Source organism: Duganella sp. 1411, assembly GCF_017833525.1.
Lineage (GTDB): Bacteria > Pseudomonadota > Gammaproteobacteria > Burkholderiales > Burkholderiaceae_D > Rugamonas.
On record NZ_JAFICD010000001.1, the window covers coordinates 1,569,282 to 1,583,905 of the forward strand.

Below are 14,624 nucleotides of genomic sequence, written 5' to 3' on the forward strand. Positions count from 1 at the left end.
CCTTCGGAACACCAATGAGTAAAACCAGCAAGATGTCCCACGCGCTCACCGTACTGGCCCGTCACGCCAGGCGCGACGCGTTGCTCTTGCTGTGCGCTGTCTTTTTCTTTTGGCAATGGCCGCCGGCCCTGGCCGCCGAGCCGCGCGCGCCCATCGCGCTGACCACGTCCGGCGACAGCGTCGACCTCGCCAAAGCAGGCCAACTGTATGTGGACGAGGGCCAGCCCTACCCGTCCACGGCCGCCGGACTGCCGGCGATGGTCGCCGGCCTCAAACCGGCCCGCGCGGTCGATCTGCTCGGCGGCAGCTACTGGCTGGTGGCAGAGCTGCGCAACGACAGCCGCCACTCGGCCTGGGTGATCGATCCGAACGACACGCTGATCGACATGGTCGATATCCAGATCTACGGCGAGGACGGCAGCGTGCGCCAGATGCTGACCGGGTACCGCCAGCCCCACTCCTACCTGCTGCACTACGGTAAGGATGTCGATCTGCAACCCGGCCAGCGCTACCAGGTGCTGATCCGCTTCTCCAGCCCGTACTACGCGCGCACGCCGGTGTTCTCGGTGCTGCCGCGCGCCGCCTACCAGCAGCTGGTCGCGCGCGAGAACGTGCTGATCATCGGTTCCATCGGCGCGCTGTTCGCGCTGACCGTGTTCAATTTCTTCATCTATTCGATCACGCGCGACCGCTCCTCGCTCTATTACTCGCTGTATGTGCTGTGCTACGCGGTCGCCTGGGGCATGACGTTCCACCTGTCGGCCGACCTGTTCAACTGGCACAACCTGCACTGGCATTACGTGCCGTTCTTCCTGCTGCCGGTTCTGAGCACGCTGTTCTACACCACCTTCCTGCGCCTGAAGGAATACGCGCCGCGCCTGTATAAGCTGAGCCGCGTGAACATCGTGCTGCCGCTGCTGACCTTGCCGAGCTGCTTCTTCTTCCTCAGCTACGCCCACACCATCGCCACCGTCGTCATCACGATCTGGATGACGATGGCGCTCACCAGCGGCATCGTGGTGTGGCGCCGCGGCTACCAGCCGGCGCGCTTCTTCGTGCTCGGCTTCGTCGCGCTGATGGTGCCCGGCCTGCTGATCCTGCCGGCCAACGTCGGCCTGATCCCGGCGATGGTGACCAACGCCCAGCTGTTCACCTTGCTCGGCGGCACGCTCGACGGCGTGCTGCTGGCGTTCGCGCTGGCCGACCAGATCCGGCTGCTGCGCAACACGCTCGAACAGCGCGTGCAGGAGCGCACCGCGCAGCTGACCGAGGCCAAGGAGCACGCCGAGGTGGTCAGCCGCCACCGCATCGATTTCCTGTCGGCGATGAGCCACGACATCCGCACGCCGCTGGCCGGCGTGATCGGCATGATCAAGTTCGCCATGCGCGACCAGTCGGTGCGCGGGCGGACCGAGGAATACCTGCGCATCGGCCTGCAAAACAGCGAATCGCTGCTGGCCATCCTCAACGACATCCTCGACTTTTCCAAGATCGACGCCGGCCGCCTGTCGATCGAGACGGTGGACTTCGACCTGATCGCGCTGATCGACGACGCGCTCGGCATCCTGCAAGGCCAGGCCGACGCCAAGAGCCTGCTGCTGCGCAGCGACCTGGCGCTGGACCTGCCGCGCTACGTGCGCGGCGACCCGACCCGGCTGCGCCAGATCCTGCTCAATTTGCTGGGCAACGCCATCAAGTTCACCGACCGCGGCGAGGTGCGGCTCGACGCCTCCGCCATGCAGACCGCCGACGGCCGCGCCAGCATCTGCTTCGACGTCACCGACACCGGCCCCGGCATCCCGGCCGACACCTTGCCGCGCCTGTTCCAGAAGTTCGAGCAGGCCGACCACTCGACCACGCGCCGCTACGGCGGCACCGGCCTCGGCTTGGCCATCTGTAAGGAGCTGGCGGAGCTGATGGGCGGCTCGATCGGTGCCGAAAGCCGGGTCGGCGTCGGCTCCACGTTCAGCGTGACGCTGCCACTGGCGCTGGGCGCGGAACCGGCCGCCGACCCGTTCAACCTGCCGCGCAAGGAGCACCACGCCTACCGCCTGCGCGTGCTGTGCGCCGAGGACGTGCGTACCAACCAGATCATCGTCAGCACGCTGCTGGAGAACATGGGCCACGACATCCGCATCGTCGAAAACGGCCTGCAGGCGCTGCACGCGCTGAGCACGGCCGCCTACGACCTGGTGCTGATGGACGGGCGCATGCCGATGATGGACGGCGAACAGGCCGCGCGCCTGATCCGCGACGGCGGCAGCGAGGACTACAAGGTGCTCGACCCGGGCATCCCCATCATCGCGCTGACGGCCAACGCCAGCGACCATGACCGCGCGCGCTATCTGGCCGTCGGCATGGACGGCTTCCTCAGCAAGCCGGTCGACGAGCGCCTGCTGTACGACCAGATCGAGAAGATCATCGCCCTGCACCTGAGCCGCGGCCGTCCGCTGCGGGCCACCGACGCGGCGCAACTGGCCGCCGCGCGCAACGAGGCGCTGGACCAGCAGTTCGGCGTCGAGCCGGACGCGCACGTGGAAGGCGCGCGCGCCACCGATCCGGCGGCCGTGCAAATCATGCCGCTGGCCGGGATGTCGCACAAGCACATGCAGCGCATCACGCAAGCCTTCCTGGAGGAAGCGCCACGGCGCATGGAGACCGCGCGCGCCGCCGTCATCGCCGGCAACACCGGCGCGGCGGCGGCCGCCATCCACGCCCTCAAGGGCAGCGCCGGCTACCTGAGCTCCACCCACCTGCACACGCTGTGCAGCGAGATGGAGTCGGCCGCCGCCGCCGGCCAGCTGGTCGAGGTGGCCGACATGCTGCCGGACGTCGAGGCCGCGCTGCACAAGGCTTGCTGCGACCTGCGCACGGCCGTCGACAACGCCAGGGCGCCGGACGTCAGCAGCGCCTAGCGGCGGGGACTGGCGGAACGGGTTAGTCCTTCAGCTCGGCCGGCACCTTGCCGCCGTTTTCCGCCAGCTTGATCATCACCTGCTTGTGCAACCAGATATTCATCGTCGCCGAATCGTTTTTGTCGCCGGTGTAATGCAGCTCGTCGGCGAGCTCCTTGCGCGAAGCGAGGCTGCTGTCCAGATTGAGCAGCTTGAGCAGGTCGACGATGGAGGTGCGCCAGTTCAGCGGCTGCGCATTTTGCTGCTGCATCGTGGTGAGGATCGCCTCGACGTCGACCACCGGCATGACCGGTGTGGCGGCCTGCTGTGGCGCCGGCGCCGGCGCGGCGGCCGCCGCTGGGGCTGGTGCGGCTGAGGTTGGAGCGGCCGGCGCGGTGCCCGCTTGGGCGGCCTCCGGCTTGGAACCGGGGAAAATCTTGTGGAAGATATTGCTGAGTATGCCCATGGTGTATCCTTTCAAGGTTATAAAAATATAGACCGCGTTCGACGCGCTCCGTTCCGTTGCATCGCCCTGCTTCGTGCTTACTTCGGCCTTGCCGGCGGCACGCCCGCGTCCGGCTTGCTCAGCGTGCCGGCGCGCAGCTGCCCCACCGCCACCGCGACCGCGCTGGCGACGTTGCGCACCTCCCGCTGGAACGCCTCGTCCCGGTCGAGCGCCTGGTGGCTCTCCGCATACGATTCGTAATAGCCGACATAGCGATCCAGCGCCGACTGCTTGCCGGCGTCGATCAGCCCCATCCAGTCCAGCCAATCGGCCAGGCCGCGCCGCACACCTTCGATGCCGGCCACGTCGCCATGCACCACCAGCCCGTAGGCGCGGCCGGCCAGATGCTTGGGATAGTCCCAGCCGGCCAGCTCCAGCGCCTTGGCCTCGGCCGCCTTCTTGCCGTGCGTGGTGGTCGGATCGGGATTGCCGCCGTCCGCGCACACCAATCGGTCGATCATCAGCTTGAGCACCGACGGCGTTTGATACCAGTAGGTCGGCGTCATGATGATGACGCCGTGCGCGGCGACCCATTTTTCGTAGATCTCCGCCATCCAGTCGCTGGTCTGGCGCGCGCCGTGGTTGGGATAGCAGCTGCACGGCCAATGACACAAAGGCATCGCCGTCGACACGCATCCCTTGCACGGATGGATATGCAGGTCGTAGCTGGAGGTGAGCAGGCTCAGGTCCAGCAGATCGCTGTCGATGTCGGACTCGGCCAGCGTCTCGCGCGCCCACTTCGTCATGCGATAGGTTTTGGAGATCTCGCCCGGGCAAGTGCCGTCGTTGCGCGCCGATCCGTTGATGAGCAGCACGCGCGAACGGGTGCGCGCATCCTTCTGGGTCCGCTCGGCGGCCAGCAGGCGGTCGCGGGTGGCCTTCCACTCGACCGACAGATCGTAGCCGGGATCGGCGAATTCGGCGCCCGCCTTTTGCGTCACGGGCGCCTTGCGTCCGGCATGATAGTTACTCCAGGCGACCTCCTCGACCTGCGCCAACGCGCCCGCCACCGCGCCGAACGACGGATCGTGGAACGATTGCATGAAACGCAGACGGAATTCGTCGCGGCCTAGCGGCTCCGGGGCCTGCCCGGCGCGAATCTCGGGAATGTGGTCGGTCATGGATGTCTCCTGGAGAAGGACGAGCTTGCCACGAAAGGCGCCGCCCGTCGGTGCGCGGACGAACGTTCCATGCCGAACATAGGGTGTCTGCCATGTCGAAAGTTTCCCTCCGTGCACTCCTACATCGCCTCGGGATGTGCGCCTACTCGCTGAACCGTTCGGGCGGCTTAGGATAGCAACTCAGGGAAGGACAATGTCTTCCCTCTTTCAAAGGAGAAGCATCATGAGCCAACCGAACAAACCTAGCGAAAAAGGGTTCAAACCCGGTGCCAACATGCCGCACGACGGTTACGATCCCGAGCGCGATGGCATGTCGGAGAGTGGCAACCACGCCGTCGGACATCCGGGCAACGACACGCCGCACGTGAACGAGCAGCACGGCCGCGCGCCGGCCCGTTCCGAGCAGAGCCTGCGCCAGGGCAACCTGAGCCGGAGTTACCAGGACAGCAAGCAGGATGCCGCCGCCGCCGCCGCCCAAACCACGCACCGCGACCGCGCGGCCGGCGCCCGGGGCGACAACAGCAGCGACACCAACCGCTAAGCGGACGATATCTATTCCAGTTTAGTGGACATGGATTTCCTGTAAAATGGAAATCCATGGATATCAATTTTTTGATCGCCCGCCGCGTGCGGGAATTGCGCGATGCGCAAAATTTATCGCTCGACGCGCTGGCGGCGCGCAGCAATGTCGGCCGCTCGACGATTTCGCTGATCGAGCGCGGTGAAAGCAGCCCCACCGCCGCCGTGCTGGATAAACTGGCCAGCGCGCTGGGCGTGGCGCTGGCCAGCCTGTTCGAGGACAAGGCCGAGCCGGCGGCGCAACCGTCGCCGGTGGCGCGCGTGGCCGACCAGCCGGTATGGACCGACCCCGCCTCCGGCTACACCCGGCGCAGCCTGTCGCCCGCCGCCCCCTCTCCCCTGCAACTGGTCGACGTGATCTTCCCCCCGGGACAGCGCGTGGCCTACGACAGCGCGCCGCACGGCGCCGACATCCACCAGCAAATCTGGATCATCGAAGGCACGATGGACATCGGCGTGGGCGACCAGCAATGGCGGCTGCGCGCCGGCGACACGCTCGCCATGCGGCTCGAACGCCACATCGTCTATTTCAACCCGACGGCGGAACGCGCGCGCTACCTGGTCGCGCTGACCTCCCAGCCCGCGACGAGGAGAACCTGATGTCCGATCCGATCACCGTGCGCCGCATCGACGCCGCCGAAGCCAAGGCAAACGGCGAGACGCTGGCGCGGGCGCTGGCCGACGTGCTGACCGATTGCGTGGAGGGCGGCGCCTCGGTCAGCTTCATGCTGCCGCTGCCGCGCGAAAAGGCGCTGGAGTTCTGGCGCGGCGTGCTCGATGGCGTCACCCGCGGGCAGCGCGTGCTGCTGGTGGCGGAAACGGCCGGCGGGCGCATCGTCGGCACCGTGCAGCTGATCACGGCGCAGCCGGACAACCAGCCGCACCGCGCGGACGTGGCCAAGATGCTGGTGCACCGCGACGCGCGCCGACGCGGCGTCGCCGGATTATTGATGGCGGCCGTCGACCAGGCCGCGCTCGACGAAGGGAAAAGCGTGCTGGTGCTCGATACCGTCACCGGCGGCGACGCCGAGCGGCTGTACCAGCGCGCCGGCTGGCAAAGCGCCGGAACCGTGCCGAAATACGCGCTGATGCCCGATGGCGCCTACTGCGGCACCACCTTCTTCTACAAGCACCTGGCCTAGCGCGATCACACACACGGCGGGAGACGTCATGACCAACACCAGCCTTATTGGCATCGCAGTGATCTTGATTGTCTTCGCGGGGCCATTGGCGCTTGGTCTGGCCGGCCGGCTGAGCGCGCACCGTGATTCGGTGGGCGCGGACCGCGCCATCGCATGGGACTGGAAATTCACCGTCACGTCGGCGCTGCTGTATGTGCTGGCTTTCAACCTGACGTTCTTAATTCAGGAACTGGCCCTGGTCGTGCCCAAGGCGCTCACGCCCGGACTGAGGCCTACGCTATTCCACAACAATCACCTCTGGGACGGCGACAGCCCGCTGGCCGCATTATTCCAGGGCACCGGCGCGCTCGCCACGCTGCTGACCGGCGCCGCCTGCGCCTTGCTGCTGCGCCGTGGCGCGGGCAAGTCCGCCGCGATCCGGCTGTTTCTGTTCTGGATGGCCTACAGCGGCGTGTTCATGGCGCTGCCACAAGTCGTTATCGGCGCACTCAGCGACAAAAGCGATGTGGGCATGGCCATGGATTATTTCCAGCTCGGAAGCACCAGCAAGACGATCGCGGCGCTGATGGCGCTGGCATGCATTCCGCTGGCTGCCATTGGGCTCGGCAAGCTGTTGCTCGCTGCAGTGGGCAGCCGGACGCAAGTCGGCCATGGCAAGGGCCGCAGCCGGCTGGTTTTCATGAGCGCGACGCTACCGGGCATGCTGGCGCTGCCGGTGATCACGCTGTTTCGTGTGCCGCGCGAGCTGATCGAGGTGCTGGCGGTGCCCTTGGTGGTGACAGTGGTCGGACTGGCCTGGATGCAAGCCTGGGCCTGGCACGCCCGCGTCGACGCGCCCCATGGCGGCAGCGCAGCCGGGACGATCGCCCGGCCGCTCGGCGCGGTGCTGTGCCTGCTCCTGATCTTCCAGGTAGTGCTAAGGCCGGGAGTACACTTTTACTGACGGATCAGAGCTTTTCGATCGCCAGCGCGATACCTTGGCCACCACCGATACACAACGACACCACGCCGCGCCGGGCCAACCCGCGGCGCATCGCATGCAGCAGCCGCACCGTCAGAATCGCCCCGGTCGCGCCGATCGGGTGACCATGGGCGACGGCGCCGCCCTCGACGTTGATGACGTCTTCCGGCAACGACAACCGCCGCGCCGCCGCCAACGGCACGACAGCGAACGCCTCGTTGATTTCAAAACGGTCCACGTCGGACAACGCCCAGCCCGCGCGCGCGAGCGCCTTGGTCACCGCCGGCACCGGTCCCAGCCCAAACTGGCCCGGCTCCACGCCGACCACGGCCGACGCGACCAGGCGCGCCAACGGCTGCAATCCGAGCCGCTCGGCGGCGGCGCGGTCGGCGACGATCAGGGCCGCCGCGCCGCTGTTCAGGCCGGGCGCGTTGCCGGCCGTGATCGTGCCGTCCGGGCGGAACGCCGGTTTCAAGCGCGCCAGCGATTCCTCGGTGGTATCGGGACGGTTGGCCTCGTCGGTATCGAAAACCTCGACCCCTTTCCTGCCCTTGATCTCCACGGCCACGATCTCGTCGCGGAACGCGCCGGCCGCCTGGGCCGCCGAAAAGCGTTGCTGCGAACGGGCGGCCCAGCGGTCCTGCGCGCGGCGGTCGATATCCAGATCCCTGGCCAGGTCTTCGGTATGCCAACCGGAGTGCTCGGACGAGAACGCGTCCACCAGCCCGTCGCGCAGCAGGCTGTCCAGCATTTGCGCGTGCCCCATCCGCGCGCCCCAGCGGGCGTCCGGCAACAGGTACGGCGCCTGGTCCATGTTTTCCATGCCGCCCGCCAGGACGACATCCGATTCGCCGGCGAGGATTTCAAACGCCGCGGTGGCGATCGCCTGCGCGCCCGATCCACATACGCGGTTGAGTGTCATCGCCGGCACGCCGACCGGTAGTCCGCCGTGGACGCCAGCCTGGCGCGCCGGATTCATGCGGTTGCCGGCCTGGACGACGTTACCCATCAGCACGGCATCGATGCGATCCGGCGCGATGCCGGCGCGCTCGACGGCGGCGCGGATGGCAATGGCGCCAAGATCGACGGCGCCGACGGTTTTGAGGGACCCGTTGAAGGCACCGATGGCGGTGCGAACAGGTGCGCAAAGGACGATTTCTCGGGTAGTCATATGAAACCTTTCGTCGTGGTCGGTAAGCGTGTTAATGCAATGGTGTTCCCGCGCCCCTGGGTCACGTGCTGCCGGGTGCCATTTGCCACCACGGCATATTGTTTGAATTGGCCCACGTTCAGCTCCGTCGTCTTTAAGTCATGGAAACCTGGCCAATTTTTCGGGCAGCGGCCGCCCCCGCCGTCAAGATGGAGGGGACCCGCGCCGGACGGCTGGCCCGGGCAAGCTGGATGGTCCCCACCATCGATGCGAAGACCGCCCCCGCAACCGCCAGGCTGTTTGGATGGCCGTCGGCCAGCGCCCCGGCGATGGTGGCGATGTACTCGCCTATCGCCTTGTCCACCATCGCGCGCGTCGATTCCGGCCTGCGCGCCAATTCGGGGCCCAGCGCGGCCACCGCGCACCCGCGTTCCGGATGCGTGACATGGCGCGGATCGAGGTAAAAATCGATGACCGCATCCAGGGAACGACCGGGAGCGGCATTCCGGATCCTCTCGGCCATTACCGCCCGCGTTTCGCCGAGCGCCGTGACGATCGCCTCGGCCACCAGCGCCTCCTTTGAATCGAAATGGGCATAGAACGCCCCGTTGGTGAGCCCCGCTTCCGCCATCAGGCTGGCCACGCCCGCCGCCGCGATACCGTCGCGACGCAACACCCGTGCGGCGGTTTCGACCATCCGCGCCCTCGTCAATTGCTTGTGATCAGCTTCGTACCGCATTTACCCCCCCATTGAATTACGATCATAATCCAATAACGGCTGAAAGGCTAGTGAACGGTGCGCTGCGCGTCTTATGGTCATGCCAGAATGGTCCCAGGCTATTTTGAAAGAGGCGCATGACCCCGGAACTGGTGTTCACCATCGGCCATTCAAACCGTCCGATCGAGGACTTCATCGGTCTGCTGTGGCAAAACGGTGTCGGGTGCCTGCTCGACATCCGGACGATTCCAAAATCGCGGCACAACCCGCAATTCGGCCAGGACCAGCTGGCGGCCTCGTTGGCCGACGCCGGTATCGAATACCGCTACCTGTCGGGCCTGGGCGGGCTGCGCCGTCCACGCGCCGACACGCCCAATACCGGCTGGCGCAACCTGTCGTTTCGCGGCTACGCCGACTACATGCAAACCGATGAATTCGCGGCCAACGTCGACACGGTCGTCGAGCTGGCGCGCGACAGGCCCTGCGCGCTGATGTGCGCGGAAGCGGTGCCGTGGCGCTGCCACCGCTCGCTGGTGGCGGACGCCTTACTGGTGCGCGGCGTGCGCGTCGACGACATCATCGACGCCCGTCAACGGCGTCCGCACAAGCTGACGCCGTTCGCCCGCGTCGACGGGCTGCGCATCACCTATCCGCCGGAGCTGGCGGCGCCCGCTAAATAAAATCGGTCTCGCCGTCGATCATCGCCGGATGGCCGCTCATCGCGCGCGATGCCTGCATGCCGGCCATCAAGGCTGGGGGTCAAGTCTAACATTCATACACGTCCTGATCCGTAAGGTGCCTGACAACACGAACACGAGTATCGCTTGCGGCAACCAGCAGTTGGCTGCAGACGGGTTTGTGTCTGAATGTTAGACTTGACCCCGTCCTGGTTGCCGTAGTGGCAGTAACGGCCGCGGCCCCGGCGGTAAAAAACGAAAGACGAAAACACATGCTAAGTCTTGAAGATGAGAAATGGAAAGAGCTCCACGGCGGATACAAAATGCCATACGATGCATCGATAGCGCTGCGAGCAATGCAGGACGGAATAGACGTCTGGGATGAGTTATGGGAGGAACTTCACCATCAGGGTGACGTCGGCGTCGGGTCTTACGCGGCGATTCCCCAGTTGGTTCGCATCGCGAGCGAGGCGCCCGATCGTGATTGGAATTTTTACGGGCTAGTGGCAACGATCGAAGTTGAGCGCCATCGAAAAGACAATCCAACTATACCGGCGTGGCTGAGGGTGGATTATGACAACGCTTTGGCGCAGGCGTCCGCTTTGGCCTTGGCGGACATGATTACGAAGACCGACAGCGCCACTACCCTCTCCATGTTCAGTGTAGTGGCGCTGGCAAAAGGCGAATTAAAGCTCGGCGCCATGCTTTCCGGTTTGGACGCGTCTGAATTTGACGAATGGCTGGAAGATCGATTAGCTTGGTCGGAGCTGTATCGAGAATGAATATCGCCGTTCGACCACGACCGACCGGTCTAAGGCTGGGGTCAAGTCTAACATTCGTACACGTCCTGATCAGTAAGGTGCCTGGCAAAACGAACGTGAGGATCGCTTGTTTATGGGGCAAGCAACAGTGGGCTGCAGATGGGTTTGTGTCTGAATGTTAGACTTGACCCCAGTTGCTGACCCCAGTTGCTGGCTAGTTGCTTTATAATTAAGTGTCTTGATGGGGGCCAGTAGCGCACTTGGCTGGGTTGTATGCACCCAATAGAAAGGTCCAAACCGCCATGAACGAAAACCTCGAACAAAAATGCCGCGATCTTGTCGAGATGCTGAGCTGCCACTATGTCGAACCCGAGGACATGGAGGAGGCGCTTCCCCCGTTGACATTAGCGTTGACGAATCCCGGCGCGTATATCGAAGCGTTTCCTGAATACGAATGGCTGGCTGATATTTACGATCCAGAACTATTTGAACCAAAGTTAGCTGAAGATTTATTTGCGTGTGCGCTATCCGACGCCATCAACGATTTTGTGGTGGTTGGCGACAAGGCGGACGAGATTTTTGAAGCCGTCGTCGATGTTCTTGATGACATGGACATCGAAGTCGACGAACCTGATTTTGACAGAGGAAATTGGTCTGATTATGCTGAATTTCTCGACAACCAGTTGATCAAGCTGAACGCAAATAAACGACTAGTCGCTTTGGATATGAATTTTTCAGACCAGATCAGCGTGTTCGTTGTCGAAAGCGCCGATTACGACAGAATTGTAGAGTTGGTGCAATTCTTTAATTTGAAATTGGTCGACAGCACCACGCTCCCGAAATTTAATTCGTAACGGCTGACGCTAACACTTGGATGCATGCCCCCGTCCCTGGTCCTTGCGCCCTCCTAGATAAAATCGGTCTCGCCGTCGATCATCGCCGGATGGCCGCTCATCGCGCGCGATGCCTGCATGCCGGCCATCACCGCCGCCTCCACGCAACCGGCGTTCAAGCCGGTCTTGATCCAGTCGCCGGTCAGGAACAGATTGTCGAAGCCCGATTGGTCGGTCTGCAAACGGTACTTCGTGCTGCCCACCACCGACATCACATAGCGTTCCGACGGATCGACGTTGGCGCGCCAGTACTGCGCATTGAAACGCAGCGCCCCGGTGCCGCCGCTCGCATCGGTCAGCCAGTGCCAGGGGAACGCGCCCGATGGCCCGGCCGCCGACCACAATGACGCGATCTCGCGACTGAGCTGGTTGAGCGCGCCCTTCTTGGCCAACTCCGCCATCCGTTGCGGGAAGCCGGTATCGGCGGCCGGCGGATAGCTGTCGACCGTCAGCGCGCTGCAGAAGTAGGAGGTGTTGCGCGGCTCCTGGCCGACGGGCCAGTCCTCGCGCGCCAGCAGCTGGTCCATCGGCGCCCAGGTGTCGTATGGCTCGGCGAAGCCGCTCAGCACCGGTTGCTGGCCGTTGGGCTGGATGTTCCACCCCATCTGCGTCAGGTCCTTGTCCAGCCAAACTTGGTAAGCTTGGGTCGCCACCGTCTTCACGTTCTCCGAGGTGGCCAGCAACGCCGGGCTTTTCGCCAGCAGTTGTGGACACAGGGCCGGCAGCGAGCCGACCGAGATGCCGAACACCACCTGGTCGAAATCGACGCCCCGCTTCAACGTCAACACTGGCAGCTCCCGGTCGAAGTGTTCCCGGTAGACGCGCGGCCAGTCGCTCCAATACGACTCCAGATTGATCTCCCGCTGTTGCAGCAGCGCCGCCTGGCGCGGGTCGATCTGATCGTAGTTCGGCTGGCTCGGCCAACAGGCCAGCTCCTTGACGTCGACCAGCGGATGGTAATCGGCGCCCGCCAGATCGACCTGGCGCGTCATGCGGATGGCACCGATCTCGCGGCCGTCCGGCACCAGCTCCTCGACCTTGTGGAAGAACTTGAACTTGACGCCGCGCTTGAGCAGCACCTCGTACAACGGCGTGAAGATGGTATCGCCCATCCCCGCCTGCATCTTGAACATGATGCCGCCCTTGTAGCACAGGCCGATGCGCGCCATCGACCGCAGCAAGGTGCCCGCCTCCGCGTTCGGCTTGGTGAAGTCGCCGCCCTCGTAGGCGAATATCAGGTCGTAGAAGCCACGCACCGGCGCCGAGTTCACACACAGGTCCTCGTCGCCGCCGTGCTTGCGCAGCCAGTCGCGAAAATCAATATCGTTGATGACATCGAAGCCGTGCTTGATCACGCCATCGTCGAACACGCCCTTCATGACGGTGATGCCGAGATCGAGGCAGATGAACAGCCGGCGGATATCGTCAAGGATGTCGCCGTCGGCATGGGAACTGTCGATCAGGCCCCGATAACGCGTGCGCAGCCGCCCGCGCACGCCGCCCAACACGCCCGCCAGCACGTGATGCTGGCCCTCCGTGTGCACGCCGGTATCGGCCGACATGTTCGCCACCATGCCGGTCAGCGCGCTGGCGGCCAAGGTCAGGTCGTCGGCCAGCTCGTTGACCGTGTTGGCCACGCCTTCGGCCAGGTGGTATAGCCAGTCGGGCAGCATGCCGCCATGGTGCGGCTGCTCGTCCAACTCCAGCGACGCGGTCAGCTCGTCGATACAATTGATCCATTGTTCGATCCAGCCCATCATGGCCACCGCCAGCTGCCACAGCGAGATTTCCTGATCCCCCTCCCCCGGCTCCCCGGGCAGCGATGGGAACACGATCGACCAGTTGTGCCAGTGGTCGCCGACCTGCTCCGACAGGGCCACGTAATCGTGCTGCTTGAAGGCGTCGCGCCACGTCGCCAGCGGCGCGCCGGCCGGACGATCCAGGCTGGCATAGGCTTGCTTGATCATCTTGAAGGCGTTGGTGTAGAAGCCGAACCAGATGTGCAGCCCATGCTCCTCGATGCGCTGCCCGTAGCGCGCGTTGCGGCCGCTGGCGCCCTTGCCGCCCAGCCGCCAGCCTTGCTGGTAGACGGTGATGTCGTAGTTGTTCTGCCAGCCCGGCTGGTCGCTCAGGTAGTAGGCCGCCGTCATCGAGCCGACACCGCCGCCGAGGATCGCGACCTTCTTCGGCGCCACGCTCGAATTGTCGATCAACTCCTCGCCCGGCTGCGCCGTGAAGTCGAAATGGAGGTTGTACGGCAGGATCGCCTGCTGCGCGCCCAGTCGCAGGCCGAGCGTCTCCTGCAGCGGAAAACTGTCGAAGGCGTGCAGCACGCATTCGTACTCGTACCCGAGCAGTTTGCCGCCGTGGATCTTCTCGATGGTGGCCGGCGCCGCCAGGATCGCCTGGTACACCGCCTTCAGCCCCGCGCTGTCGGGGAACTGCTTAAGAAAGATCTGGTCGATGCGCGGATTGCGCAGCAGCGAGACGATATCGTCCCAGCCGGCGGCGTCGAGGTTGAAGAAATCGGGGATCGACAAAAACAGCTCGATGGCCTCCTCGATCAGGTCGAACAGGCTGTGGACCGGCCTTTCGATGCCGGTCTTTTGCGTGGCGTTCACCTCCAGCAGCGGATGCATGGCGATTTTGGTTTCGGGCGAGAACGGGTGGAAGCCCTTGGCCGAGACCGAACAGCGCAGCGGGTCGGCGTCGGCGGCGGGAATCTCGTACTCGCACAGATACTTCGGGTAGCCGAACAGCTCGCGGCCGTTGATCAGCGCCATGGCGTCGTCGACGAAGATGTGCGCCGGGTAGTAGTAGATGTGGGCCAGCTCGCCCTCCTCGTCCATCGCCCCCACCATGATCCAGGTGACGATGTCGATCTCCGTGATCCAGCCCTTGGCCTGGTCGACCGCCACCGCCGAATCGGCGTGGTTGACGCGGGTGAACGTCAGCAGCACGTACGGCGAGATCGCCTTGAAGCGCAGCCGGCCGCCGACCACCTGGTTGAGCGTGCCGTCCAGCGTGCCCTGCAGCTTGGCCAGGTCGCCCTTGACGAAGAAACCGTACATCTCGGCGTTTTTCAACTGCAACGGTGCATGCATCATCACCGAGCCACCTTGGTAGATATAAGAAGGACGCGTCGCCATAGCTTGATCGATATCAAAAAGTGAACATTTTTTTAGTGTATGCCAAACACGCTTATGTTGCCTAAAATTAATTC

13 protein-coding genes are annotated in these 14,624 nt (G+C 64.4%); 8 read left to right on the top strand and 5 right to left on the bottom strand.

Features of this window, described 5'->3' with window-relative positions; genetic code table 11:
* Positions 1 to 14 precede the first annotated feature (14 nt).
* Positions 15 to 2,915: a hybrid sensor histidine kinase/response regulator gene (locus JOD97_RS06270; protein WP_209714326.1), complete on the top strand. Its 2,901-nt coding sequence runs from the start codon at positions 15 to 17 to the stop codon at positions 2,913 to 2,915.
* A 22-nt stretch (positions 2,916 to 2,937) separates the two neighbouring features.
* Here JOD97_RS06270 and JOD97_RS06275 read toward each other — a convergent pair whose 3' ends face one another.
* Both JOD97_RS06275 and JOD97_RS06280 read right to left on the bottom strand, forming a co-directional pair.
* A complete protein-coding gene (locus tag JOD97_RS06275; RefSeq protein ID WP_209714328.1) occupies positions 2,938 to 3,360 on the bottom strand; it encodes a DUF3597 domain-containing protein in 423 nt (140 codons plus the stop codon).
* A 77-nt stretch (positions 3,361 to 3,437) separates the two neighbouring features.
* Entirely contained in the window at positions 3,438 to 4,520 is a 1,083-nt protein-coding gene (locus JOD97_RS06280; protein ID WP_209714331.1) for a flavodoxin family protein, read from the bottom strand.
* 223 nt (positions 4,521 to 4,743) lie between these two features.
* On the opposite strand from JOD97_RS06280, the gene JOD97_RS06285 reads away from it, so the two are divergent.
* The 4 genes from JOD97_RS06285 to JOD97_RS06300 are packed head-to-tail and all read left to right on the top strand — an operon-like array spanning position 4,744 to position 7,184.
* Positions 4,744 to 5,061, top strand: a complete 318-nt coding sequence (locus JOD97_RS06285; protein WP_209714333.1) for a hypothetical protein — start codon at positions 4,744 to 4,746, stop codon at positions 5,059 to 5,061.
* A 56-nt stretch (positions 5,062 to 5,117) separates the two neighbouring features.
* Complete coding sequence (locus JOD97_RS06290; RefSeq protein ID WP_209714335.1) at positions 5,118 to 5,699, top strand: helix-turn-helix domain-containing protein; 582 nt, start codon at positions 5,118 to 5,120, stop codon at positions 5,697 to 5,699.
* Entirely contained in the window at positions 5,699 to 6,241 is a 543-nt protein-coding gene (locus tag JOD97_RS06295) for a GNAT family N-acetyltransferase (RefSeq protein ID WP_209714337.1), read from the top strand. Before JOD97_RS06290 ends, JOD97_RS06295 begins: the two co-directional genes overlap by 1 nt.
* 28 nt (positions 6,242 to 6,269) lie before the next feature.
* Positions 6,270 to 7,184 carry a hypothetical protein gene (locus JOD97_RS06300; RefSeq protein WP_209714339.1) on the top strand — a complete coding sequence of 305 codons (915 nt, stop codon included), beginning with the start codon at positions 6,270 to 6,272 and terminating at the stop codon, positions 7,182 to 7,184.
* Between the two features lie 4 nt (positions 7,185 to 7,188).
* On the opposite strand, the gene JOD97_RS06305 is transcribed toward JOD97_RS06300, so the two are convergent.
* Entirely contained in the window at positions 7,189 to 8,373 is a 1,185-nt protein-coding gene (locus JOD97_RS06305; protein WP_209714341.1) for an acetyl-CoA C-acetyltransferase, read from the bottom strand.
* A 133-nt stretch (positions 8,374 to 8,506) separates the two neighbouring features.
* Entirely contained in the window at positions 8,507 to 9,049 is a 543-nt protein-coding gene (locus tag JOD97_RS06310) for a TetR/AcrR family transcriptional regulator (RefSeq protein ID WP_209714343.1), read from the bottom strand.
* A 158-nt stretch (positions 9,050 to 9,207) separates the two neighbouring features.
* On the opposite strand from JOD97_RS06310, the gene JOD97_RS06315 reads away from it, so the two are divergent.
* The 3 genes from JOD97_RS06315 to JOD97_RS06325 all read left to right on the top strand — a co-directional run bounded on the left by JOD97_RS06315 (position 9,208) and on the right by JOD97_RS06325 (position 11,362).
* Positions 9,208 to 9,750 (top strand): DUF488 family protein, encoded by a 543-nt coding sequence (locus tag JOD97_RS06315; protein WP_209714345.1) that lies wholly within the window; start codon positions 9,208 to 9,210, stop codon positions 9,748 to 9,750.
* 269 nt (positions 9,751 to 10,019) lie between these two features.
* Positions 10,020 to 10,529, top strand: coding sequence for a hypothetical protein (locus tag JOD97_RS06320; RefSeq protein ID WP_209714347.1), 510 nt, complete (start codon positions 10,020 to 10,022; stop codon positions 10,527 to 10,529).
* A 281-nt stretch (positions 10,530 to 10,810) separates the two neighbouring features.
* A complete protein-coding gene (locus JOD97_RS06325) occupies positions 10,811 to 11,362 on the top strand; it encodes a hypothetical protein (protein ID WP_209714349.1) in 552 nt (183 codons plus the stop codon).
* A gap of 53 nt (positions 11,363 to 11,415) precedes the next feature.
* On the opposite strand, the gene JOD97_RS06330 is transcribed toward JOD97_RS06325, so the two are convergent.
* Positions 11,416 to 14,508, bottom strand: a complete 3,093-nt coding sequence (locus JOD97_RS06330) for an NAD(P)-binding protein (protein WP_229264202.1) — start codon at positions 14,506 to 14,508, stop codon at positions 11,416 to 11,418.
* Positions 14,509 to 14,624 lie beyond the last annotated feature (116 nt).

What these genes read in the sequence shown, in the direction of transcription:
- JOD97_RS06305 (WP_209714341.1), bottom strand. Translation starts at nt 8,373, where the DNA reads ATGACTACCCGAGAAATCGTCCTTTGCGCACCTGTTCGCACCGCCATC.
- JOD97_RS06300 (WP_209714339.1), top strand. Translation starts at nt 6,270, where the DNA reads ATGACCAACACCAGCCTTATTGGCATCGCAGTGATCTTGATTGTCTTC.
- JOD97_RS06270 (WP_209714326.1), top strand. Translation starts at nt 15, where the DNA reads ATGAGTAAAACCAGCAAGATGTCCCACGCGCTCACCGTACTGGCCCGT.
- JOD97_RS06285 (WP_209714333.1), top strand. Translation starts at nt 4,744, where the DNA reads ATGAGCCAACCGAACAAACCTAGCGAAAAAGGGTTCAAACCCGGTGCC.
- JOD97_RS06275 (WP_209714328.1), bottom strand. Translation starts at nt 3,360, where the DNA reads ATGGGCATACTCAGCAATATCTTCCACAAGATTTTCCCCGGTTCCAAG.
- JOD97_RS06315 (WP_209714345.1), top strand. Translation starts at nt 9,208, where the DNA reads ATGACCCCGGAACTGGTGTTCACCATCGGCCATTCAAACCGTCCGATC.
- JOD97_RS06320 (WP_209714347.1), top strand. Translation starts at nt 10,020, where the DNA reads ATGCTAAGTCTTGAAGATGAGAAATGGAAAGAGCTCCACGGCGGATAC.
- JOD97_RS06290 (WP_209714335.1), top strand. Translation starts at nt 5,118, where the DNA reads ATGGATATCAATTTTTTGATCGCCCGCCGCGTGCGGGAATTGCGCGAT.
- JOD97_RS06310 (WP_209714343.1), bottom strand. Translation starts at nt 9,049, where the DNA reads ATGGTCGAAACCGCCGCACGGGTGTTGCGTCGCGACGGTATCGCGGCG.
- JOD97_RS06325 (WP_209714349.1), top strand. Translation starts at nt 10,811, where the DNA reads ATGAACGAAAACCTCGAACAAAAATGCCGCGATCTTGTCGAGATGCTG.
- JOD97_RS06280 (WP_209714331.1), bottom strand. Translation starts at nt 4,520, where the DNA reads ATGACCGACCACATTCCCGAGATTCGCGCCGGGCAGGCCCCGGAGCCG.
- JOD97_RS06330 (WP_229264202.1), bottom strand. Translation starts at nt 14,508, where the DNA reads ATGATGCATGCACCGTTGCAGTTGAAAAACGCCGAGATGTACGGTTTC.
- JOD97_RS06295 (WP_209714337.1), top strand. Translation starts at nt 5,699, where the DNA reads ATGTCCGATCCGATCACCGTGCGCCGCATCGACGCCGCCGAAGCCAAG.